General features: G+C 41.3%; 20 protein-coding genes. 8 read left to right on the top strand and 12 right to left on the bottom strand.

The window, feature by feature from the left end; genetic code table 11:
* Positions 1–167: 167 nt before the first annotated feature.
* The 3 genes from rarD (at position 168) to AC4IFT_RS18490 (ending at position 5,037) form a co-directional block, all read left to right on the top strand.
* Positions 168–1,061, top strand: coding sequence for an EamA family transporter RarD (gene rarD, locus AC4IFT_RS18500; RefSeq protein WP_490737407.1), 894 nt, complete (start codon positions 168–170; stop codon positions 1,059–1,061).
* Between the two features lie 801 nt (positions 1,062–1,862).
* Complete coding sequence (locus AC4IFT_RS18495) at positions 1,863–3,215, top strand: APC family permease (RefSeq protein WP_206083126.1); 1,353 nt, start codon at positions 1,863–1,865, stop codon at positions 3,213–3,215.
* Between the two features lie 103 nt (positions 3,216–3,318).
* The gene (locus AC4IFT_RS18490; protein ID WP_490752222.1) at positions 3,319–5,037 is read left to right on the top strand and encodes an amidohydrolase; all 1,719 of its coding nucleotides are present in this window, start codon (positions 3,319–3,321) and stop codon (positions 5,035–5,037) included.
* A gap of 162 nt (positions 5,038–5,199) precedes the next feature.
* Here the strand turns inward: AC4IFT_RS18490 and AC4IFT_RS18485 are convergent, their stop codons facing one another.
* Positions 5,200–5,343, bottom strand: a complete 144-nt coding sequence (locus AC4IFT_RS18485; RefSeq protein WP_219244943.1) for a Hok/Gef family protein — start codon at positions 5,341–5,343, stop codon at positions 5,200–5,202.
* Between the two features lie 329 nt (positions 5,344–5,672).
* Complete coding sequence (locus AC4IFT_RS18480; protein ID WP_219244943.1) at positions 5,673–5,816, bottom strand: Hok/Gef family protein; 144 nt, start codon at positions 5,814–5,816, stop codon at positions 5,673–5,675.
* Between the two features lie 518 nt (positions 5,817–6,334).
* Between AC4IFT_RS18480 and AC4IFT_RS18475 the strand changes: the two genes are divergently transcribed.
* On the top strand, positions 6,335–7,468 hold the full coding sequence (locus tag AC4IFT_RS18475; protein WP_490752221.1) for an RNA ligase RtcB family protein: 1,134 nt from the start codon (positions 6,335–6,337) through the stop codon (positions 7,466–7,468).
* Positions 7,468–8,079 carry a peptide chain release factor H gene (gene prfH, locus AC4IFT_RS18470; RefSeq protein ID WP_490752230.1) on the top strand — a complete coding sequence of 204 codons (612 nt, stop codon included), beginning with the start codon at positions 7,468–7,470 and terminating at the stop codon, positions 8,077–8,079. Before AC4IFT_RS18475 ends, prfH begins: the two co-directional genes overlap by 1 nt.
* A gap of 52 nt (positions 8,080–8,131) precedes the next feature.
* On the opposite strand, the gene AC4IFT_RS18465 is transcribed toward prfH, so the two are convergent.
* From AC4IFT_RS18465 to lptM, 9 genes are all read right to left on the bottom strand, one after another.
* Entirely contained in the window at positions 8,132–8,560 is a 429-nt protein-coding gene (locus AC4IFT_RS18465) for a hypothetical protein (RefSeq protein WP_490752219.1), read from the bottom strand.
* Positions 8,561–8,740: 180 nt separating this feature from the next.
* Positions 8,741–9,325: a 2OG-Fe(II) oxygenase gene (locus AC4IFT_RS18460; RefSeq protein ID WP_490736645.1), complete on the bottom strand. Its 585-nt coding sequence runs from the start codon at positions 9,323–9,325 to the stop codon at positions 8,741–8,743.
* A 250-nt stretch (positions 9,326–9,575) separates the two neighbouring features.
* Positions 9,576–10,319: a hypothetical protein gene (locus AC4IFT_RS18455; protein ID WP_490752217.1), complete on the bottom strand. Its 744-nt coding sequence runs from the start codon at positions 10,317–10,319 to the stop codon at positions 9,576–9,578.
* A 151-nt stretch (positions 10,320–10,470) separates the two neighbouring features.
* Entirely contained in the window at positions 10,471–12,633 is a 2,163-nt protein-coding gene (uvrD, locus tag AC4IFT_RS18450; protein WP_219244949.1) for a DNA helicase II, read from the bottom strand.
* Between the two features lie 59 nt (positions 12,634–12,692).
* Positions 12,693–13,409, bottom strand: coding sequence for a 5-amino-6-(5-phospho-D-ribitylamino)uracil phosphatase YigB (gene yigB, locus AC4IFT_RS18445; protein ID WP_490736640.1), 717 nt, complete (start codon positions 13,407–13,409; stop codon positions 12,693–12,695).
* Positions 13,409–14,338 (bottom strand): tyrosine recombinase XerC, encoded by a 930-nt coding sequence (xerC, locus tag AC4IFT_RS18440; RefSeq protein WP_490736638.1) that lies wholly within the window; start codon positions 14,336–14,338, stop codon positions 13,409–13,411. Before xerC ends, yigB begins: the two co-directional genes overlap by 1 nt.
* Entirely contained in the window at positions 14,320–15,024 is a 705-nt protein-coding gene (locus tag AC4IFT_RS18435) for a DUF484 domain-containing protein (protein WP_490752215.1), read from the bottom strand. Before AC4IFT_RS18435 ends, xerC begins: the two co-directional genes overlap by 19 nt.
* Before the next feature lie 24 nt (positions 15,025–15,048).
* Positions 15,049–15,873 carry a diaminopimelate epimerase gene (gene dapF / locus AC4IFT_RS18430; RefSeq protein ID WP_490736634.1) on the bottom strand — a complete coding sequence of 275 codons (825 nt, stop codon included), beginning with the start codon at positions 15,871–15,873 and terminating at the stop codon, positions 15,049–15,051.
* Between the two features lie 21 nt (positions 15,874–15,894).
* On the bottom strand, positions 15,895–16,077 hold the full coding sequence (gene lptM, locus AC4IFT_RS18425; RefSeq protein WP_490736632.1) for an LPS translocon maturation chaperone LptM: 183 nt from the start codon (positions 16,075–16,077) through the stop codon (positions 15,895–15,897).
* 225 nt (positions 16,078–16,302) lie between these two features.
* Here lptM and cyaY point away from each other — a divergent pair, with 225 nt between their 5' ends.
* Positions 16,303–16,620, top strand: a complete 318-nt coding sequence (gene cyaY / locus AC4IFT_RS18420) for an iron donor protein CyaY (RefSeq protein WP_219244955.1) — start codon at positions 16,303–16,305, stop codon at positions 16,618–16,620.
* 47 nt (positions 16,621–16,667) lie between these two features.
* Here the strand turns inward: cyaY and AC4IFT_RS18415 are convergent, their stop codons facing one another.
* The gene (locus AC4IFT_RS18415) at positions 16,668–19,244 is read right to left on the bottom strand and encodes a class I adenylate cyclase (protein WP_490752213.1); all 2,577 of its coding nucleotides are present in this window, start codon (positions 19,242–19,244) and stop codon (positions 16,668–16,670) included.
* 594 nt (positions 19,245–19,838) lie between these two features.
* On the opposite strand from AC4IFT_RS18415, the gene hemC reads away from it, so the two are divergent.
* Entirely contained in the window at positions 19,839–20,783 is a 945-nt protein-coding gene (gene hemC / locus AC4IFT_RS18410; RefSeq protein ID WP_490752212.1) for a hydroxymethylbilane synthase, read from the top strand.
* Positions 20,780–21,535, top strand: a complete 756-nt coding sequence (locus AC4IFT_RS18405) for a uroporphyrinogen-III synthase (protein ID WP_490736626.1) — start codon at positions 20,780–20,782, stop codon at positions 21,533–21,535. Before hemC ends, AC4IFT_RS18405 begins: the two co-directional genes overlap by 4 nt.
* Positions 21,536–21,537 lie beyond the last annotated feature (2 nt).

Raw genomic sequence — 21,537 nt, 5'->3', positions numbered from 1 at the left:
CATTCTTGTAAATAATTAGTTACCTAGTAAACTAATAGCTTGTAAAAAAACATGAGCAATGTCACATTAGAAGCATCAAAAATCGAGCCGCATGATCTGCATAATCTACGGCTCGTTATCTCTGTATAAGTTTCTTTTTTGTCTTTAATTCAATTTCAGAGCCAACAATGAGCCAGCAAAATACTACCAAGGGCGTATTATGTGCCTTAGGCGCCTATTTTATTTGGGGTGTCGCACCTATTTATTTTAAAAGCATCCAAGAAGTGCCTGCAGAAGAAATCCTGACTCATCGTATTATTTGGTCATTTTTCTTTATGCTTTTGTTATTAACGGTGACACGTCACTGGAGTTATTTACGCCAAGTACTCAAACAGCCCAAGAAGATATTAATCCTTGGCGTAACCGCAAGTACTATTGCTTGTAACTGGTTAATTTATATTTGGTCGGTTAATAATGGCCATATGCTACAAGCCAGCCTCGGCTATTTTATCAACCCGCTCGTTAACGTCTTATTTGGGATGCTCTTTCTACAAGAACGTTTTCGCCGCATGCAATGGATAGCCGTGGGTCTTGCTTTAACTGGCGTCTTAATCCAGCTGTGGCAATTCGGTTCTGTCCCTGTGATTGGCTTAAGCCTTGCAGTGACTTTCGCAACGTACGGGTTATTACGTAAAAAACTGGGCGTAGATGCCCAAATTGGAATGACCTTTGAAACACTTTGGTTGCTCCCGGTCGGTATTATTTTCTTGTTATTCTTTGCAGATAGTCCAACTAGCAACATGGCAATGAATGATTGGCATCTCAACGCCCTGTTGATTGCTGCTGGGGTCATTACGACTGTGCCATTACTGCTATTTACAGAAGCGGCTAACCATTTAAGACTATCCACACTCGGTTTCTTCCAATACATGGGGCCAAGTATTATGTTCTTATTGGCAGTCTTTATGTATGGTGAAGTCATAACTTCTGAACTGCTAATCACCTTTGGGTTTATCTGGGTTGCATTAATTTTATTTACATTAGATGCATTATACACTCAACAAAAACTGAGAAAGAAATAACGCTTATTATATTCTTGTGTCTCAAATAGCCGTTAATTAGCCCTAAATTCAAGCACCAGCGCCTGTTTTATATTTCAAGCAGCGTTGGTGTTTCATTATATGGAACCAAAACAATTAGTTTCATTAATGAAAAAACTCACTCATTCAATTTTCAATACCCTGTAAGTTTTATTTTAAATAACTTTAAATTAAATAGATTAATTATCATTAAGCATTTTTGTTTGTATTCCATTATTTAAAATAATAAAGCAAAACCAATAGGTTAGAGAGAGCCAATTAAGCTTGATTTTCTTCTAAAAATGACTATCATTTAACTTATCTTAAATTCACTTCAATTAATATCTCATCCACTAAACAACTTATTGAAATAAAAGTAGTTGTTTATTTTTTTCAATTAATGATTGCTTAATAGGAACTTGGTAATTATATTGTACGCCGTTTGTATTCACCCCAGCGGATGGTGATGGTCCGATTCATCACTGACGTTTCATTAAAGTGCGCACGATGACATTCAATTTAAGATGTCCTGGTGCGAGGTTTTCTGAAATTGAATACAGTCGGTTCTAAAATTTAATTTAATACAATCATGTAGCGGTAAGACTCTAAATAATTCGAAAACACAACTAGGCGGCAAGCAAGAGAGTCGCTAGGAGCATACAAAAGTATGTGACTAGTGCGAACGCGCAAAGCCAACAACGTTGTGATTCGAAATATGACGAGTACGGCTGCATTTTAGGTTCACTCGGCCTGTGCATTCAGACAGAGTTGACGTTGTTAAGGGCTTTTGGGAAGGGCTTCAAAATGCAACAGAATACCGTTCAAATGAAACGCGTACTGACCACTCCTGCGTTAGTTTTTTTCGGGCTGGCCTATATGGTGCCACTCGGAATTTTCACCACCTATGGGCAAGTCACTGTATTAAGTGAAGGGCATCTGCCTGTCGCTTATTTAATTACATTAGCTGCCGTCTTTTTCACTGCCATGAGCTATTGCCGCATGACTAGCGCGCTCCCTCTTTCAGGGTCGGCTTACTCTTACGTGCAAAAAACCTTTGGCGGCACACTGGGCTTTTTAGTGGGTTGGGCACAATTGCTCGACTACCTATTCCTACCGATTATTAACTACATTGCTATTGGGATCTTCGTCCATGAAGCTTTTCCTGATATACCAATGTATGTGATTATTTGCAGCACTATCACGATTGTTAGCATCATGAATATTTTGGGAATTAAATTAGTTTCCTCAATGAATATGCTAATCATTCTGATGCAAATCGTCTTTATTGGCGTATTTTTATACTTAAGCTTTAAAACATCGTTTGTGTTGGATACCGATGCTTTATTAGCGCCGATTACCGTTATGGCAGATCAAGTCCCTGGGCTGTTTGCGGGCGCGGCAGTATTATGCTTAGCATTCTTAGGGTTTGACGCCATTTCGACCATGGCTGAAGAGACCAAAGATGCGCGTAATGCATTACCAAAAGCGATTTTATACACCGTATTTATCGCGGGTACCTTATTTGTCGTTATTTCTTATGGTGCACATTTAGTGTACCCAATGTGGCAAGATTTTATTCCGAACACGGATATAGCTAGCCTTGCGGTTATGAAACAAGTTGGCGGTGCGATGATGGCATCCAGCTTTATTACCGCTTATGTTATTGGTGTGTTTGCTTCAGCCATGACATCACAAGCCAGTATCGTGCGGATTTTCTATGCCATGGGCCGTGAAGGTGTGTTACCTCGTTCGCTGTTTGCTTATTTGCATCCGCGACTGAATACACCGATTTACTCAATTATCTTTGTTGCGGTCGCTTCTTTGCTATCACTGGTGCTGTCTTTAAGCATGGTCGCATCGATGATAAGCTTTGGTGCACTTATCGCCTTCACCTTTGTGAACCTATCGGTCATTAAGCATTTTTATATTGACCGCAAAGCGTCACTAGATAATACAAAAATTATTACTTGCCTTATTATGCCTTCTATTGGTGTTGTTCTCACCTTATGGTTATGGACAAGCCTTGATAGCGAAGCCTTTAAGGTCGGTTTATGGTGGTTAGCAGCAGGCGCCGTTTATTTGGCATTGCTAACCCATGGCTTTACTCGTCGTCCACCTGCAATTTCTGACGATGAAACTGAGATGATTATTAACTAATCATTCAAAGCCTAATAAATGATTACGGGGAAAGCATTAGCCTTCCCCGTTGTTTTTTTTAGCTCTGGCTCTTCTCAAGCGCCACTGATACAGACGGTTTACAATGAATAATCAATTTGCTGACGTTATTTATTTTAACGGTTATATCTATACCGCAGATACTCAAGACCGCATTGTTGATGCGATTGCTGTTCGTGATGGCTATGTCTTAGCCACAGGCTCGTCTGATGAGCTTCATCAATACGTTGGGCCAGAAACAGAAAGTATCGACTTAGAAGGCAAAATGATGATGCCTGGCATCATTGATGGCCACATGCACCCTTTTTGGGGCGGAATTCAATTATTCGGCTGCCATTTAAACTATGAATCACTGACCATTAATCAAATTCTTGAACGTGTACAAGATCACTTAGATAAAGACCCACGTACAGGTGAAAATGATTGGTTAAAAGTTACTGCTTGGTTGCGCCAAGGTATGATCCCTGCGGGTATTGATATGTACCGCGAAGACATGGACAAGCTGAATACCAAACGCCCTGTCGTGCTCTTTTCGAACGATTGCCACACACTGCTTGCTAATAGCCGTGCTCTTGAGCTCTTCGGTATTACTAAAGACACCCCTGAGCCACCAGATGGCAAAATTGGTAAATATGAAAATGGTGAACTTAACGGTATTTTAGAAGACGCCCCTGCGATGCGCGCAGCTGATAGCATCCCTTCTATTCGTGATGATCAAGCGATTGAAGTTGCTGAACTCGTGCAAAAAGTGCTTAACCAGCAAGGTGTTACCATGGTGATGGACGCCCGTGTTTCTGAGCAACAACTCGAGGCATTTGCACAATTACAACAACGCGGGGACCTTACAATTCGTTTCCAAGCTGCACGTGAAATCACGCCAGACGAGACCCCAAATGTGGCATCTGTTGCTGCTGCGGTTGATAAAGCAGTCGCCTTTGCTAAAAAATGGCACCAAGCTGATTGGACGCCAACACCGGGTATCGGTTTAAATAATATTAAGATGTTTGTTGATGGTGTGATGCAATTCCCAACCATGACAGCGTCATTATTACAGCCTTATCGCATTAACCAAGGCACCGATGATGCACCAAATTGGGTTGAGACCGACAACTATGGCGACCTCTATTTCACCGCTGAAATCCTAGATGAGCTAATGGAAAAAATTGCAGCGGCAGGCTATGACCCGCACTTGCATACCGTTGGCGAAGGTGCCGTTTCGATTGTTTTAGATGCCATCGAAAAAATGCGTGCGGCTCACCCTGAAAAAGATATTCGCCCAGGTTTAGCCCACAACGAACTTGTTCATGCGGATGATTACGCACGCTTTGCCCGTTTAAAAACTATCGCTTGCTTGTCTTTCCAATGGGCGGCACCAACGCCTGAACTGGCTGCATTCGAGAAAAATATGCTAGGTGAAGCGCGTTTTGAGCAATTAGAGCCTATCGCTAAATTTGTTGATGCTGGTGCAGTTGTCGCATTTGGTAGCGACTGGCCTATCGATGACTTTGATGAATGGTATGATTTAAAAGTCGCAGCAACACGCCGAGGCCGGGATATTAATGGCCAACAAGCACCACGACTAGACAATGACCGTGACCTGACCGTGACTGAAGTTCTTCGCAGCGCAACAATTGACTCCGCTTATGCACAACACCGAGAAGACGTCCTTGGTTCATTAGAAGCAGGTAAATTCGCAGATATGATTGTATTGGATCGTAATGTATTTGAAATCCCAGCGGATGATATTGAAAATGTAAAAGTACTGCGTACGATTATCGGCGGAAAAACAGTTCATATTGCTTAGAAGTCTCTTTATCTAATAATTAAAAATAAAGTGATTAAATAAAATAAACACCCCAAAGATTAAATCGAATCTTGGGGTGTTTTTAATTAGGTGCTTAATTCCAAAACCTAACACAATTAAAAAGAGAAATTACGAGGGAATTAACGCCCTCGTAATACAACATTATTCTTCGTAAGAAAATATTGTCTGAACAACCGTATTCCCATGACTAATAACGACATAACATAACCTGTCGCGTATTAATAACGAAACACCTAACACGGTAATACACGCCGATACAAACGCAATCACTGCGAACTTGCTCATTTCCCTTGACCTCTTAATTGTTAAGAGGCACAATCCTAACTGTCGGTTTTGGATCGGGCCTCGTTGGTGAATAATAACTAACGGGGCTTTTTCATTTCTGATCCAAAATAAGTGACTTGAACCAGAAAGGCTCAAGCACCCAACCGCAGAGTAGCAAAATTTTATATTTTACGCACGCAACAATATTAAAATAATATTATTTTTTAACTTTGATTTCTAATTATAATTCCACCATTAATTAAAGATAAAATAGTTTGGGTGCTTGATACCACAAACCAAACAGTTAAAAAGAGAAATTACGAGGGAATTAACGCCCTCGTAATACAACATTATTCTTCGTAAGAAAATATTGTCTGAACAACCGTATTCCCATGACTAATAACGACATAACATAACCTGTCGCGTATTAATAACGAAACACCTAACACGGTAATACACGCCGATACAAACGCAATCACTGCGAACTTGCTCATTTCCCTTGACCTCTTAATTGTTAAGAGGCACAATCCTAACTGTCGGTTTTGGATCGGGCCTCGTTGGTGAATAATAACTAACGGGGCTTTTTCATTTCTGATCCAAAATAAGTGACTTGAACCAGAAAGGCTCAAGCACCCAACCGCAGATTAGCAAAGTTTTATATTTTACGCACGTTTTACCTCATAAAAATGCTTATTAAAAACACTTTATTCAGATATTATTATAAAAATAGTTAAATAAAATTTAAAATAAAAATCTATTTTTAAATCGTTATTTAAACTCTTCAACTTAAGAAAAATACTAAAATTTTCATTCAAAAAAATAACACTTGCAAACAAAAATACATCCCGCTAATATCCCCAGCGTTTTCTATCCAATAACAAACTGCAAGGAGGTTTATCATGACAACAACTAATCAAACTCTTTGTGGGCATACTCAATACTAGGTTTCCTCTCTATTCAGTTTTGCCTGCTAATTCACCTTATTTTTTAATTAGAAATGAGTTTATGACTTATGGGCAATACCTTTCATTCTGTGAGCGAACACGTCAGTTATATCGCCACGGAAACAACTTGGATTGAAAGTAAAGCAATCCAACAATTACAAATTACTGCAAACCTACCCAATATGGTATCCGTCGTTGGTATGCCAGATCTCCACCCTGGTCGTGGGTATCCTATTGGTGCAGCATTTTTTTCTGCCAAACGGTTCTACCCAGCTCTGGTTGGGAATGACATTGGCTGCGGAATGAGTTTATTTCAAACGGATATTAAAAAATCAAAAGTTAATCTCGATAAGCTCGAAAAACAACTTTCTGAGATGCCGGACCATGCGCCATCAACATGGCTTGATGAATATGTTCCTCATGATATGAAATCACATGATTTTATGGCATCACTAAGTTCTATTGGCGGTGGTAATCATTTTGCAGAATTTCAATCAATCGATGAAATATTACAACCTGAATTATTTGCGAAAAGCAGTCTAAATAAACAGCAATTACTGTTACTTGTTCACAGTGGATCTCGTGGTTTGGGGCAATCTATCTTACGTCAACATGTTGAACGTCACAGCCACGATGGCCTTTTTGAAGACTCTGATGATGCAAAAGAATACCTTCATGCACATCAAAATGCGCTCAATTTTGCGCAAATAAATCGACGTTTAATTGGTTTACGTATGTTGCAACAAGTAAAAGCAACAGGGGAGCTGAATTTAGATATCAACCATAATTTAGTCGAGCCTTGCAATATCAATGGCGTCGCTGGCTGGCTTCATCGCAAAGGTGCCACACCTTCTGACCGTGGCTTTGTGATTATCCCTGGCTCACGAGGTGATTACAGCTATTTAGTTTCCCCCCAGCCAAATGAAGCTTGTCTGAACTCCCTTGCTCATGGAGCGGGTCGTAAATGGATGCGAACTGAGTGCAAAGGACGGTTATCACACCGTTATACACCTCTTCAATTATCACGAACAGCACTAGGGAGTCGTGTTATCTGTGCAAATAAACAATTGATATACGAAGAAGCCCCACAATCCTATAAATCTATTGATACCGTGATTGAAAGTATGGTGAATATAGGTGTTATTCAGGTTGTGGCTCGGCTAAAACCTGTTATCACGTATAAAACCAGTGGAGAGTGTTAATTATGTTATTACAATTTTCCTCTGCACAAGGCCCTGAAGAATGCTGTATGGCTGTTGAAAAAGCACTCGCCTGTTTTTTACAAGATGCAACAGAGCTGCGAGTTTGCGTTGATATTTTAGAGTCATTCCCATCGAAACACGGGTTAAAGTCCGCCTTACTTTCTCTTGATGGAGAGCATGCAAAACAGCTAGCCCAAGCTTGGTGTGGTACGGTGCAATGGCAATGCCAGAGCCCTTTACGCCCTCGCCATAAACGAAAAAATTGGTTTATGAGTGTAATCCGCTTTTCACCGATTCAGCCTCTTGAAGAAAGTGAAATCGAATTTGAATTCACGAAAGCCCAAGGCGCAGGAGGGCAGCATGTGAATAAAACATCTTCTGCCGTTAGAGCAAGGCATGTGACAACGGGGATTACCGTAAAGGTTCAATCTGAACGTAGCCAACATGCGAACAAAAAATTGGCTAAACAATTGATACAATGGAAGCTTAATGAGCATCAATCACAACAATTAAATGCATTGGATAAGCAGCGTCACCATTCTCATTACCAGATTGAAAGGGGTAATGCTGCTATTACCTTTTCAGGTAAAGAGTTTAAACGATTGATATAATATAAAAATTAGTCACCCTTGAGCTATAGGGTGGCTAACTGGCTGAACTTAATTATGGCTGATACAGCATCGGGAGAGCCTCCATTGATTGCCCCGTAATATGACACTCTTTACCGCCCAACATGGATTTATCTGGTAATGGAAAACTGGCTATTTGCTCTCTTAACACAGCATCAGCACTGGATTTCTGAATAACGTCTTCTTTCAGTGATTTATTTTTAAAATCACAAGGTGTGTGATAAATTAACTCAAAAGCTGACTCAATTTCTTCTATTTTTTTATTTACCGCATCAAGTGTCACTTGGTAGTCTTTGTTTTCTGCTTCAAGATAGTTAATTAAATAGGTATCTTTATTGCTCGAGTTAATTTCTGATTTTATTTGTTTTTTATTAAAATCAATTAATTCTTCAAGTTCTTTGCGAAACTTTCTTTCTTCATTCAAAATATTTAAATACTCTTCGCTATTAAAAAATAAATTCATAACTTAATCCACCCTTATTATTTCCATTTAAATTAATGATAAATTAGTCGTCATTTATAGCCGCAAGTAGATGACAAAATTAAAATAGCCAAATAATTTATAAATTCAATATCTATTTTATTGTTGAATGAATAGTTAGCGGCCAGCCTCCTTTCAGAGGCGGCATCAAGGGGGTAAACGCTAGAGAATTTTTTCGGTTAAAAACCAACCGGCTATACTTTCACGTTTTTGTTCTGTAGGTAGGACTTCATGAGGAAATTCTTCTGACATAAAAAAGATCATTCTTCCTGCTAAAGGCTCCAATTTAAACAGATGATTATCGTTTTTATCAAAAACAACAAGTTCTCCGCCATCGCCTGATTTCCATGACTCATTCATATATAAAACCGTTGTGACTTTACGACGGCCAACACCTCGCGGGTTATCAACGTGTTTTTTATAAAAACCCCCATTCGGGTAACGGCAAAAATGCGTTTCAAAATCCCGCAAGCCTAAATACAACTGGTAATTCAGTGCTTGGCGTATTTCCTCCATTTTATCCATATAAAGAGCAATGGGTGCTCCCATTTCAGGTTCTAACCATACAGTTTGGTCACCCCGAATCGCTCTATTGCCCTGCAATGAATCTCGATGGCCGATACGAGCATCTTGCAGTGTGTTTGGTATGCAGTGTTTTATCTCTTGGATATCTGATGAGATCAGAAAATCGTCCCACACATACCAACCCTGTGTGGAGAGTGAATCAATAAGTGCATTAATTGACATGATAAATATTAGGAAGGTTATTCGGTAAAACTTTATACGGCAAGAAACTTAAAAAATAAAATTAAAAACTTAAATCTTGATGATTAGCTGATTAAATCAAACTTAAAGACCAAAAAATTTGAATCAATGAAAAATTCACTTTTAAAAACAATATGTTCTTAGAAAACCATATAAATTAAACGAGGGAGAATACAACTCGCAGCTCTCCCAACCGTGCGTATTTTTAAATCATTTGATTAACAATATACCGTTACCAGACTTTTGCTTGTGCCGTTCTATGCATAGACAAACCAAGGTTACCTGTCTTTTGGTAACTACTAGCAAATTGTTCTGGTGTTGTTGAAGTCGTTCCTTCCCTAAGCACCTCGAACCCAGTCCCATAGTCAGCAAGAACTACAGTTGGGTCATACAACTCTTCGTTAAAATTTAAATTATTTTTCAGTTTAGAGAGAGTGATATTGAAACAGTTTTTATTGGCATCATTAATCAGTATTTCTGACTCGTATTGTAAATTTGCTATATTCCCTTCACTTTCATTGTACTCTTTTAGCAAGTTTAATAGGTTTTCATTTGCTTTCGAGCTTTTTCTTAAATGGAGTGTTTTAGTCTTCTTCATTGGCGTATGCCAAGAGTCAATATTATTTATTTTTCTCTCAAGCGACCTAGCATAGGCTAAGCTTTGCCCAATACTGTAATCAGTATAATTTTCTGTATTTATGTTTAACACTTTATCATTTAAATTTGAATAATTTTCCTTTATATAGTTATCTTTATTTTCACTGTTTTTATCTACATTAACCTTTAATAATTCCAGTGATTTCTTAAAGGCTGACTTCCCCCTAAATCTTTCCCCATCTATATCGTTGATATTTTTTTCTATTGCCTTTATTAATGATTTAGTAATCTCATCTCTTTTTATTAATAACTCATCCATTTCCGTGGATTTTAATTTTAATCCATCTAAGTCCTTATTGATATCATCTATATTTTTCATATATATTCCTTTATAAATAAAAATTAATTAGCGCTAAAAAAGAGTAAGGTTAAAAATAAAAAATAACAAATTTTTATTTATTATAATTTTTATTAAATAATAATAGGTTCATATAAAAACACCGCCAATCGGCGGTGTTAAGAGAAGAAATCTATAAGGTTTCTAACCTTGCATAAGACGCTACCAGCCACTTAATACCTTGCCCTTGAAACGCAATTTGCAAACGACAATGCTCACCGCTGCCTTCAAGGTTAATAATCGTGCCTTCACCAAATTTTGGGTGCATTACTCGCTGGCCTAAAGCATAGCCGGAATCATTTTGACTGATGGGCGTACCAAGGCGCTGATGGCTAACTGGTCGTGAAACTGTAGCGCGTAAGCGAACCTCCTCCACACATTCCGTTGGGAGTTCGCCAATAAAACGCGATGGCCGGTGGTAAACTTCTTTACCATATAAACGGCGGCTTTCTGCATAAGTAATGGTGAGCTTTTCCATTGCTCGAGTGATACCGACGTAAGCTAAGCGACGCTCTTCTTCTAAACGACCACTTTCATCCATCGACATCTGACTCGGGAACATGCCTTCTTCCATGCCCACAATAAAGACCACTGGAAATTCCAAACCTTTGGCGGAGTGAAGTGTCATTAATTGAACGGCATCTTGGCTGACATCTGCTTGGCCTTCGCCTGATTCAAGGGCCGCATGGGATAAAAAAGCCTGCAATGGCATGAGATCTTGGTCTTCTTCTTGATAACTGAAGTCACGAGTCGCATTGACGAGTTCTTCCAAGTTTTCAATTCGAGCCTGTGCTTTTTCGCCTTTTTCTTGTTCATACATTGCACGCAGACCCGAGTCATTAATCACTCTATCTGCCTGAACATGTAATGGCATTTCTTGGGTTTCTTTCGCGAGTGCGTCAATCAGTTCTAAAAAGCGTTCGATGGATGCCGCTGCACGCCCACCAAGGACTTGCTCGCGAAGTAAGTACTCACAACTTTCCCATAATGTTAATTGCTGGTCACGTGCTGTTTGGCGCACAGTATCTAAAGTACGCTCACCAATCCCACGCGTCGGGGTGTTAACCACTCGCTCAAATGAAGCATCATCATTACGATTCGCAATCAGCCTTAAATAAGAAAGTGCATCTTTGATTTCCTGACGTTCAAAGAAGCGTTGCCCACCATAAATACGATACGGCATCGCACTTTGAATTAATGCCTCTTCAAGTACACGGGACTGCGCATTGCTACGGTATAACATGGCGCAATCTTGTAAAGCACCACCATTTTCCTGCCATTGTTTGATGCGCCCCACGACATAGCGAGCTTCATCTAATTCATTAAATGCACAATAAAGCGAAATCGGTTCGCCGTCTCCGCCTTCCGTCCATAAATTCTTCCCTAAACGGTCGCTATTATTGGCAATTAATGTATTCGCGGCTTTTAGAATGTTGTTGGTTGAACGGTAGTTTTGTTCAAGCCGAATAGTTTCTGCACCAGGAAAATCATTGAGGAAACGCTGAATATTTTCAACTTGTGCACCACGCCAGCCGTAAATCGATTGATCATCGTCCCCGACGATCATCACTTTGCCCGTTTCACCCGCCAACACGCGGATCCATGCATATTGAATACTATTTGTGTCTTGGAATTCATCCACCAAAATATTGGTGAAACGCTCGCGGTAATGTTGCAGAACATGGGGTTTATTCAGCCACAGCTCGTGAGCACGCAATAGTAATTCCGCAAAGTCCACCAGCCCAGCACGGTCACACGCCTCTTGATAAGCTTGATAGACTTTTAACCACGTTGCCTCAACAGGGTTTCCATAACTTTCAATGTGTTGTGGACGAAGCCCTTCATCTTTTTTCCCGTTGATGTACCACATACCTTGACGCGGTGGCCATTGTTTTTCATCGAGGTTCATGGCTTTAAGCAACCGACGAATTAAGCGGTATTGGTCGTCACTATCTAAAATTTGAAAGTCTTGTGGTAAGTTGGCATCCATGTAGTGTTGGCGTAACAAGCGATGTGCCAAACCGTGGAATGTACCAATCCACATGCCACCTTCGCTACTGCCAATCAATTGATTGATTCGATGGCGCATTTCAGCCGCGGCTTTGTTGGTAAAGGTCACCGCCATAATCGAAAATGGCGAGGCATTCTCAACGGACATCAACCATGCAATTCGGTGTACCAATACGCGCGTTTTCCCACTTCCAGCTCCCGCAAGAACAAGTAAATTGGTACGCGGGGCAGCAACCGCTTCGCGCTGTTTGTCGTTTAGACCTTCGAGCAGATAAGAGACGTCCATAGTTACCATCAAAGCAAAACAGTGGCAAATACCACTGTGTTTTTATACATGAAAAATGATTATACCAATGATAAGAGAGATTCCAACTGGGAAATTTCAACGTGCGGCAATAAACGTACGTCTTTTTCTTCCATCAGTGTTTTTTGACTTGGGTTTATCCAGCAAGCTTGCATACCGCTATTAATCGCACCTTCCACATCAGTGAGCAAATTATCCCCCACATGCAAAATAAACTGTGGTTCGATATCTAAGCGCTGCGCGGCTAGTCGGTACATATCGCAAAAAGGTTTCGAGCGCCCATCCGGGCCTGCTTTTAAAACAAACTGAAAATAATTCCCCAAACCACACGCATCAGGCTGCGCATTACCATTGGTAATCGCCACTAACGGCACTTTTTCAGCGAGCTGAAGTAAGGTTTTATGCGTTGATTCAGGAATATCGATTTGGTTACGCCAATACGTAAAATGCGCCATGATATCATCTGCGCCTTTTTCAGCATCTTCCCGCGAATAACCATAATGGCAAAACATCATTTTCGATGAAAGCCAACGCCAACGTGAAATATCATGAAAAATTTCAGGTTCTTGCTCTTCCACTAGACGGCGAAAAGCGTACAAATCATCATTATTAAAATGATTGAATTGTGGGTCATATTCACGCACAAAACGTAAAACTTCCTCTTCCGTTTTATCAATAACAGGGTGGTTATCGTAAAGCGTGTCATCCAAATCAAACGTAATCGCTTTAATTGGCGATAGCGGGCGGTAAAAATGCATTAAGGTTTCTCCCTCTTTGCTCTCGGATGAGCCACATCATAAACGTTTGCTAAGTGCTGAAAATCTAGGTGCGTATAGATTTGTGTTGTTGATAAATTCGCATGGCCTAAAAGTTCCTGCACTCCACGTAAATTCCCGCTTGATTCAAGGATATGTGTCGCAAAAGAGTGGCGTAATTTGTGTGGGTTAATATGGCTGTTAACCCCTTGTTTGATGCCCCATTGTTCAAACCGCTTTTGAACATTTCGGTTCGAAATTCGCTTACCACTTTGGGTAGAAATAAATACAGCATCATCTTCAGGTTCATACAATTCACGCATTTCTAACCAGCGCTGTAACCAGCTCACCGCCGTTTTCCCTAGTGGAATTTTGCGTTCTTTGCTGCCTTTACCCATCACCTTGACTTCACCCATTGTTAAATCAAGATGACGGACATTTAACCCAACCAGTTCTGACAAACGTAGACCTGCGCCGTACATCACTTCCAACATGGTTCTATCTCGAACAACCAGCGGATCGCCGCTGTCCATATTCAGAAGCTGGGAAACTTCATCCACATCCATGTTCTTTGGCAGACGTTTTTTGGCCTTCGGCGCTTGAATCGCTTTGGCTGGGTTGGCTGGCAGTTCACCTTGGTGAACCATCCAATCACAAAAACTTCTTAATGATGAAAGACGTAGCGCCATACTGGCCGCTTGAAGCCCCGATTTTCGGCTTTTTGCTGCAATATTTCGAACGAGTGTGGTATCGAGCTTTTTCCATTCATCAATTTTCATTGAAACCAGCATTTCAACAATCACACTGAGCTGGCGACGGTAATTTGTAATCGTGACAGGGCTTAACCGCCGCTCAACACGTAAATAACGCAAGAATGCTTCAACTTGGATCATCAGCCCATCGGGCTGAGCATCTACAGGCGTTCTATCCATTGGCTTAATAACCTCGGAAGAATTTGAGCGACTTTTTCTAACATTACCGTGCCCATTCCATATTGGTAATGTTCACGAGAGCGACTGGTAAAAATCACCATGCCAGATTCACCATGGTGACCAAATAATGAAATCGCCACGGATCCCACATTCAATGCTTCTGGCAACAGTAACTGAATTTCAGGGCCATTTAAGCGCCCAAGATAATTCTGCCTTTCACCAAACCGTTGAATTCTCACGGGTTCAAAAACACGACGGGAAATCACTAATTGATGCGCATCGAGAGGTGCTGATAAACGCCAGCTGTCACTAAATAGACGAATAGACGCACCTGACAAGCCCAGTTTTTTCGCCCAGCGATTAAGCGCTTGTAGCATTTCTTGTAAGCTTTTTGATGATGACATTTCAATCACCAGCAGTAATAACTCATCAAAAAGCTCCACATTTTCATGCGCTTGCTCAACCATAAAACGGATATCTTGCTCAAGTTCTTTAATTTTGATCCGTTGGCGGCTCATCACTAACTCAGGTAAGGACACCGCCCCGTTCACCACGTGGGGAACATTTATTTGCTCAACAAGCGCTGGGTGGCGTAGAAAAAAATAAGGATTTTCCTTTAAGTACTGCACCACGTCATTTTCATCCATTTGATGAATCTGTTTGGATGCTTTTTCAGTTTTATCCATACTATCCTCTTTGCCCTTTCAAGATTATATCTGGATCACTCCATCATAAACGTGTGCCGCAGGGCCCGTCATATAGAGAGGTGCTCCCGGCCCATCCCAAGAAATAGCAAGGGAACCTCCGGGTAAATCCACACGAACCCGTTTAGCTAATAAACCTTGAGAAATCCCAACTGCGACGGCAGCACACGCACCGCTACCACACGCTTGAGTTTCCCCCGCACCACGTTCATAAACACGCAAACGGATATGCTCTGCGCTAACGATTTCCATAAAACCAATATTAGCACGTTCAGGAAAACGCTCATGACTTTCGAGCGCTGGGCCTAATATTTCCACTTCCGCAGTATGGATGCTTTCCACTTGGATAACACAATGCGGGTTACCCATTGAAACGACACCACACAACACTGTACGTTCTTGTGCTCGGATAATATAGGTTTTTTCTTCCTTAACTGCGCGAAATGGAACTCTCTGTGGCTCAAAATCAGGTTCACCCATATTCACGCTGACATCATCATTTTCGTTAATGGTTAATGTCATGCGACCTGATTGAGTACTCACTTTAATTTTTTGCTTATTGGTTAAACCTTTAAGACGAACAAAACGTGCAAAACAACGCGCCCCATTACCACATTGGGAAACCTCACTACCATCCGCATTAAAAATGCGATAATGAAAATCGAGATCAGGGTCATAAGGCGCTTCAACCAACAAAAGTTGGTCAAAACCAACTCCAGTATGTCTATCGGCTAGGCGACAAATCATTTCTGGGGAGAAATACACATTTTGGGTTACTCCATCAACCACCATGAAGTCATTGCCTAAGCCATGCATTTTAGAGAATTGCATTTCACGCTCCATAGCGGCAACTTACTGGTTGATTGCTTGAGCAGGCTCTTTTACTGAGCTGCTTGGAGCAGTAGGTTGCACATCAGATGTTTGCGACGATGCCGCATTCTCTTCTGGTGGAAAATAAAGAGGGCCTTTTAATCCACAGCCAGAAAGGGTAAATAAAACAACAAGTGCGCTAAGCCCAACTAAACTTTTTTTCATTCTTTTTCGCCTGTAATACTCACTTTTGACATCTGATATTTTTACACAATAACAGGACTGAACCCGCAAATCACGTCTGTTTATCAAGCATGTTGACATTATATACTTTAGGCTAAATTTAATCTGAAAATTTTAAGGGCTTCCCTCCCCGCGCGTTCCCCCCTATAATTTTCATTAACTATAATAATTTCAATCAACTAATTGTGAGCAAACAGGAACTTAACCGTGAATGACAGCGAATTTCATCAGCTAGCAGAAACGCTGCTTAGCGCAATTGAAGAGCATTTAGATAATTATGATGGCGATGCCGATATTGATTGTGAGATTAATGGCGGTGTGATGACCCTCAGCTTTGAAGATGGCAGCAAGATCATTATCAATAAGCAAGAAGCGTTTCATCAGATGTGGTTAGCCACCAAACAAGGTGGGTATCACTATGATTATCAAGATGGAAATTGGATTTGTGACCGTTCAGGTCATGAGTTTAAAACAAAATTGGCAGAAGCTATCGCGTTTCAAAGCCAAGAACCGTTTTCTTTCTAAGAAACATAACGCGACCGGCAGGCAAAAGCCTGCTCGCAATGAAGAAATCAATAATAGTGCGCTTGTTGCTGCCCTTGTGGCGCTAAGCGCATATCATGCCCAATTTCATCACTTTCATCTTCTGCACCAAACGGCCATGTCACACCAGAAAACGCCACCACTTGGTTTTTACCCTCTTGATTAATAATCTGGTAAAACTGAGGTAGATTAAAATTAATAAAATTAGCACCGTAAGTGAAACGGTCATGGGAAGACGAGTAGAATTTACTCACATCACGTACTAAATCTTCTTTCGAACCTTCACAGTGAGAATAGATTTCGACACGGTTAGCTTCATCTAAGACGTAGATATTAAAGCCTGTATTATCTGGGGTGTTTTCAAAGAAAAACTGCACAATGCCTTCACTGGCATAGCCATCAACGACCGCAGGTAAGTGATTATCACTTTTCGCTTGCAGTTTAACTGGCCAACCGTGCAATTTGTTATGAGAAATTGCACCATAGAATTCAACCGCATTTTCGAGTTTTTGTACTGAAACATTTAGGCGTTCAAAGAATAGCCCCCACGTTTGCCCCGCAATACGTAACGCTTTAAAACGTCCCGGATCATTACGATTACTGGATAAACGCAGCTCAACACACTCGGAAACTAACTGTTGCACACGGGTACGAATCAAGCCACGTAAGTGCTCACTATAACAAAAGACTTCGACAGCTTCTGGTGGTGCCGCATCTTGGTGCATCTTACCTAAAATGGTTTTTAATGCTTCTAACATACATTGCTCGCCGCTGAAATGCAGGGTTCTCACCTCATTCCATGAATTGCGGTACAACAAATCGATGCTGCCGATAAGGCATTGTTGTGACTCACCAAAGCTGAAAATATCCAGCTTCCTGAAATCCACGTGCACCACTTGCTCAGAATAAACCTGAGTCGGGTCTTTTTCTAAGTTAACGATAATGGCAAGGTGGCGAATTTCACACGGGCTATACAGCGCTTTTGGTGTGGGTGCAGGCAAACGAATTGGGAAATGGCTAGAGACGTCATGCATTAACTCAAGCAGTTTTCGCTCATCACACTGAGATTGCCCATTGTGCATATACACTTGCGTATTTTCAGTCAGTAACCCGTTGAAATACGCCCATGCCACCAACTTATTCAAATAGCGGTTATATTCAAGAGGTTGATGACCAATAATCGCGTCAATATTTGGTGCTTGATTATACAGATACCAGCCACTGCGATTCGCACGCCCTGCGGGCACGTAAATAAAGGTTAAGTGAGATTCACTTAAGTCAGGAGAAATCTGCGGGTTCACCAAGGTCACTTTACCCGGTAAGGCTTCAAAAGCCGCATATAACTTACGTGTTAATACCCCAATATCTTGTGGGCTTGCACTAACACTTAAATTATTTCGACGCGCAAAACGAATAAGGTTTCGATAGCTTTGCATCATCGTGTCGAGTAATTCATTATGCGCTTCACGAACACGTTCAATTTTCCATTGATTACGTGAATCAAGTAACGCTAAACGTTCCGCACTCCATCCCCATGATTCAACAAGTTGAGATAGCACATCACGACGCCAACCAGAGCAGGCATTGCCATCATCTTCAGAGAGTTTTTCACAGACTTTGAGGTAAAAACAGCGACGGATCAAATCAAGGCGAGTAGAGTCATTGATTTCGGTGAGATAGCGCGTAACGCGGTCTAACATCAGGCAGTATGAATCTAAACCGTAACTCACGATTTCGCCTGCATGTAGATGGCGTTTAAATTCCATTGCCAGTAATTTACCGTGGGGGTAATCCCATGAATAAGACTCAAGCAAAATGCTTTTTAATACCGCTTTATAGGGTGAATCGACGCTTTTATATAACTGCCACAAGCTGGCACCAAAGTATTCAGCGGCTGACAGCTCACCTAACCCGCCTAAATCTAGCCATTCGTTTGGCGTCAATACACCTTGTGCATATAACCCCATGACGTATTCATCGTAATGCTGTTCTTCTTCAACAGGCACCATCGTCCACAGCAAACGTTTTCCCGCCATGCGGACAGCAGTACGATAAAACTCATCCAATAACAGGATATGCTGCGTTGAGCCGCAATTTTCCCCACCAATATGCCCACTGGCATGGTGACGAAAACGGTTTTCATCAATTAAAAAGATGGTGACATCAATGCCTAAAGACGCTGCCCACTGCTCAATCAACGTACATTTCTTTTGCAGAAAGCGTTTTTCTTCGTGATCAAGCCATGATGGATGACAAACCCACACATCAATATCAGAACAGTGGCTTTGCCCAACCGAAGAGGTACTGCCCATTGAATAAATTCCAGTGATAGGTAATTCACCATTAGCACTCGAATCTGTGGGTAAGAAGCGTTCAAATTGCTCTAACCATTTCATTTGCTCTGTATCTGGGGAGAAAAAACACACACCATGAGGGACGCTACCTTCGATAAAACCAGGCATCATAGGATGATGATAATGAAACAAGACTGGCAGCAAGCTATAAACCTGTGAAAAGGTTTCGCTCATAGACGCCGTCGCGCGCTCTAACCGTAATTGGTTTATCGCATCAAGTCTTTGTTTTAAGGTTTCAATATAGAGATACAAAGGTTACGCCTGACTGTAATGAATGTAATACAAATCTGGAAATTTCCCAGCACCCAACAGATAGAGATAGATTTAAAAAAGTTTTCAAATGAATTGTCGGAAACGTGATCAATTTAACACCTTGGAGCAAAAGGGTAAAGTAGATCACATAATTTTATACGCTTATTTTTGATACAAAATGCTTTTCAACATATTGTATAAAAAGGCTTTTTATTTTTTAACTCGGTAGAATATCCCTTGTTTTTCAATGGAATAATATCACTCATAGGAATTGTTTAACAAAATAACAATTCAAAAAGATATTAAGTACAATACGCACGGCGCCTGTGCTTGCACGCTTCAACACAAATTTATGCAAATCCCGCCCCTCACAATGGCGTAAATAGCACGATAAGCTAAAGAAATAACTCAATTGCTATCTTAGGTCATCATCTTTTGAATCACTTTCCTGCATCATGGTCACAAATATAAATCTGTTACAAATAATCTGGATGGTGATTTTGTACCCAACTGGAAAAAAAATCCTTAACATGTTAAAACTAATGCCAATTGTATGGTTAATACACGGCAATTTTCGCCAGAGAAAACAGCAAAATGACATCAACAAATATCGTACGCATTGCAACGCGTAAAAGCCCTCTCGCCTTATGGCAGGCGCATTTTGTCAAAGACAAACTAGAGCTGCTTCACCCCGGTTTACAGGTTGAACTTGTCCCCATGGTAACAAAAGGCGACATCATTCTTGATACCCCGCTGGCAAAAGTAGGTGGAAAAGGGTTATTTGTTAAAGAGCTGGAGCTTGCGTTATTAGAAGGACGTGCGGATATTGCCGTTCATTCAATGAAAGACGTGCCCGTTGAATTCCCTGAAGGACTTGGTTTGGTTACTATCTGCGAACGCGAAGACCCTCGTGATGCCTTTGTATCTAATCAGTACGACAATATTGATGCCTTGCCAAAAGGCAGTGTTGTAGGCACATCAAGTTTACGCCGCCAGTGCCAACTCAGAGAACTCCGCCCTGATTTAGTCATTCGTGATTTACGCGGTAATGTGGGCACTCGCTTATCAAAACTCGATAACGGCGAATACGATGCCATTATCCTAGCTGTTGCGGGTCTAAAACGCTTAGGGCTTGAAGCGCGTATTCGTACTGCACTTGAGCCTGAACAATGTTTACCCGCTGTTGGGCAAGGTGCTGTTGGCATTGAATGTCGATTAGATGATACGGTAACCCGTGAGTTACTTGCGGCACTGAACGATGATGATACCTCGACTTGCGTACTTGCAGAGCGTGCGATGAATATGCGCTTAGAAGGCGGATGCCAAGTTCCTATCGGCAGCTATGCAATTTGGCAAGATGACAAAATTTGGTTACGTGCCCTTGTCGGTGCACCAGACGGTAGCGTGATTATTCGCGGTGAGCGGCTTATCACCCCACAAGAGGCCAGCCAAGCGGGTGTTTCATTAGCTGAAGAGCTATTAGAACAAGGCGCGAGAGAAATTTTAGCTGAAGTGTATAAAGGAAACTCGCCTGCATGAGAGTTCTTGTCACACGCCCTGAACCTTCAGGCTCAGAGCTGATAGCGGCAATAACCTCAATAGGTGGGCAAGCTTATGCCTCTCCTTTAATTCGTATTGGGCCAGGGGCTGAGCTCAATACTTTGGTCACTCAGCTCGATGCCCTAGAAACGAACGATCTGGTCTTTCTTTTGTCCAAAAATGCAGTCGAGTACGCAAATTTAACGCTTGAACAAACGGGACGTAGCTGGTCTGATAAGTTATCTTACTATGGAATAGGTCGTTCTACTGGGCAGTATTTTCAGCACACGACAGGGCAAACAGCACATTGGGCTGACCATGGGGAAACCAGTGAAGTGCTTCTTACCCTTCCTGAGCTCCAATTTTTAGAAGGCAAACGTGCCCTTTTATTGCGGGGAAATGGTGGACGAGAACTTCTCGCATCCACATTACGCTCGCGTGGAGCCCACGTTGATTATTGCGAGTGTTACGCAAGGTTGCCTGTAAATTACGACAAAATACAATTCAATCAGAAATGGGTGCAAACCGAGATTACTGATGTCGTAATCACTAGCGGGCAAATGTTAGCCTTGCTTGAAGAATTAATCACCGATGAATATCGAGCATGGTGGTTTTCCCGCCGCCTGCTGGTTGTCAGTGAACGGATTGCAGATCTCGCCCGCCAAAGTGGATGGCAGAAGGTCTGTGTAGCGAATAGCGCAGATAATAATGCTTTAATTGAAGCATTAATCTCAACCGATATGGGATGCTAATT

This window comes from Providencia sp. UF-183 (assembly GCF_058246155.1).
The sequence above is the reverse complement of the archived record's forward strand: the minus strand, read 5'-3'. Positions and strand labels throughout refer to the sequence as shown.

Coding starts and splice junctions, on each gene's coding strand:
- rarD (WP_490737407.1), top strand. CDS start 168: ATGAGCCAGCAAAATACTACCAAGGGCGTATTATGTGCCTTAGGCGCC.
- AC4IFT_RS18495 (WP_206083126.1), top strand. CDS start 1,863: ATGCAACAGAATACCGTTCAAATGAAACGCGTACTGACCACTCCTGCG.
- AC4IFT_RS18490 (WP_490752222.1), top strand. CDS start 3,319: ATGAATAATCAATTTGCTGACGTTATTTATTTTAACGGTTATATCTAT.
- AC4IFT_RS18485 (WP_219244943.1), bottom strand. CDS start 5,343: ATGAGCAAGTTCGCAGTGATTGCGTTTGTATCGGCGTGTATTACCGTG.
- AC4IFT_RS18480 (WP_219244943.1), bottom strand. CDS start 5,816: ATGAGCAAGTTCGCAGTGATTGCGTTTGTATCGGCGTGTATTACCGTG.
- AC4IFT_RS18475 (WP_490752221.1), top strand. CDS start 6,335: ATGGGCAATACCTTTCATTCTGTGAGCGAACACGTCAGTTATATCGCC.
- AC4IFT_RS18465 (WP_490752219.1), bottom strand. CDS start 8,560: ATGAATTTATTTTTTAATAGCGAAGAGTATTTAAATATTTTGAATGAA.
- AC4IFT_RS18460 (WP_490736645.1), bottom strand. CDS start 9,325: ATGTCAATTAATGCACTTATTGATTCACTCTCCACACAGGGTTGGTAT.
- AC4IFT_RS18455 (WP_490752217.1), bottom strand. CDS start 10,319: ATGAAAAATATAGATGATATCAATAAGGACTTAGATGGATTAAAATTA.
- uvrD (WP_219244949.1), bottom strand. CDS start 12,633: ATGGACGTCTCTTATCTGCTCGAAGGTCTAAACGACAAACAGCGCGAA.
- yigB (WP_490736640.1), bottom strand. CDS start 13,409: ATGCATTTTTACCGCCCGCTATCGCCAATTAAAGCGATTACGTTTGAT.
- xerC (WP_490736638.1), bottom strand. CDS start 14,338: ATGGATAGAACGCCTGTAGATGCTCAGCCCGATGGGCTGATGATCCAA.
- AC4IFT_RS18435 (WP_490752215.1), bottom strand. CDS start 15,024: ATGGATAAAACTGAAAAAGCATCCAAACAGATTCATCAAATGGATGAA.
- dapF (WP_490736634.1), bottom strand. CDS start 15,873: ATGCAATTCTCTAAAATGCATGGCTTAGGCAATGACTTCATGGTGGTT.
- lptM (WP_490736632.1), bottom strand. CDS start 16,077: ATGAAAAAAAGTTTAGTTGGGCTTAGCGCACTTGTTGTTTTATTTACC.
- hemC (WP_490752212.1), top strand. CDS start 19,839: ATGACATCAACAAATATCGTACGCATTGCAACGCGTAAAAGCCCTCTC.
- AC4IFT_RS18405 (WP_490736626.1), top strand. CDS start 20,780: ATGAGAGTTCTTGTCACACGCCCTGAACCTTCAGGCTCAGAGCTGATA.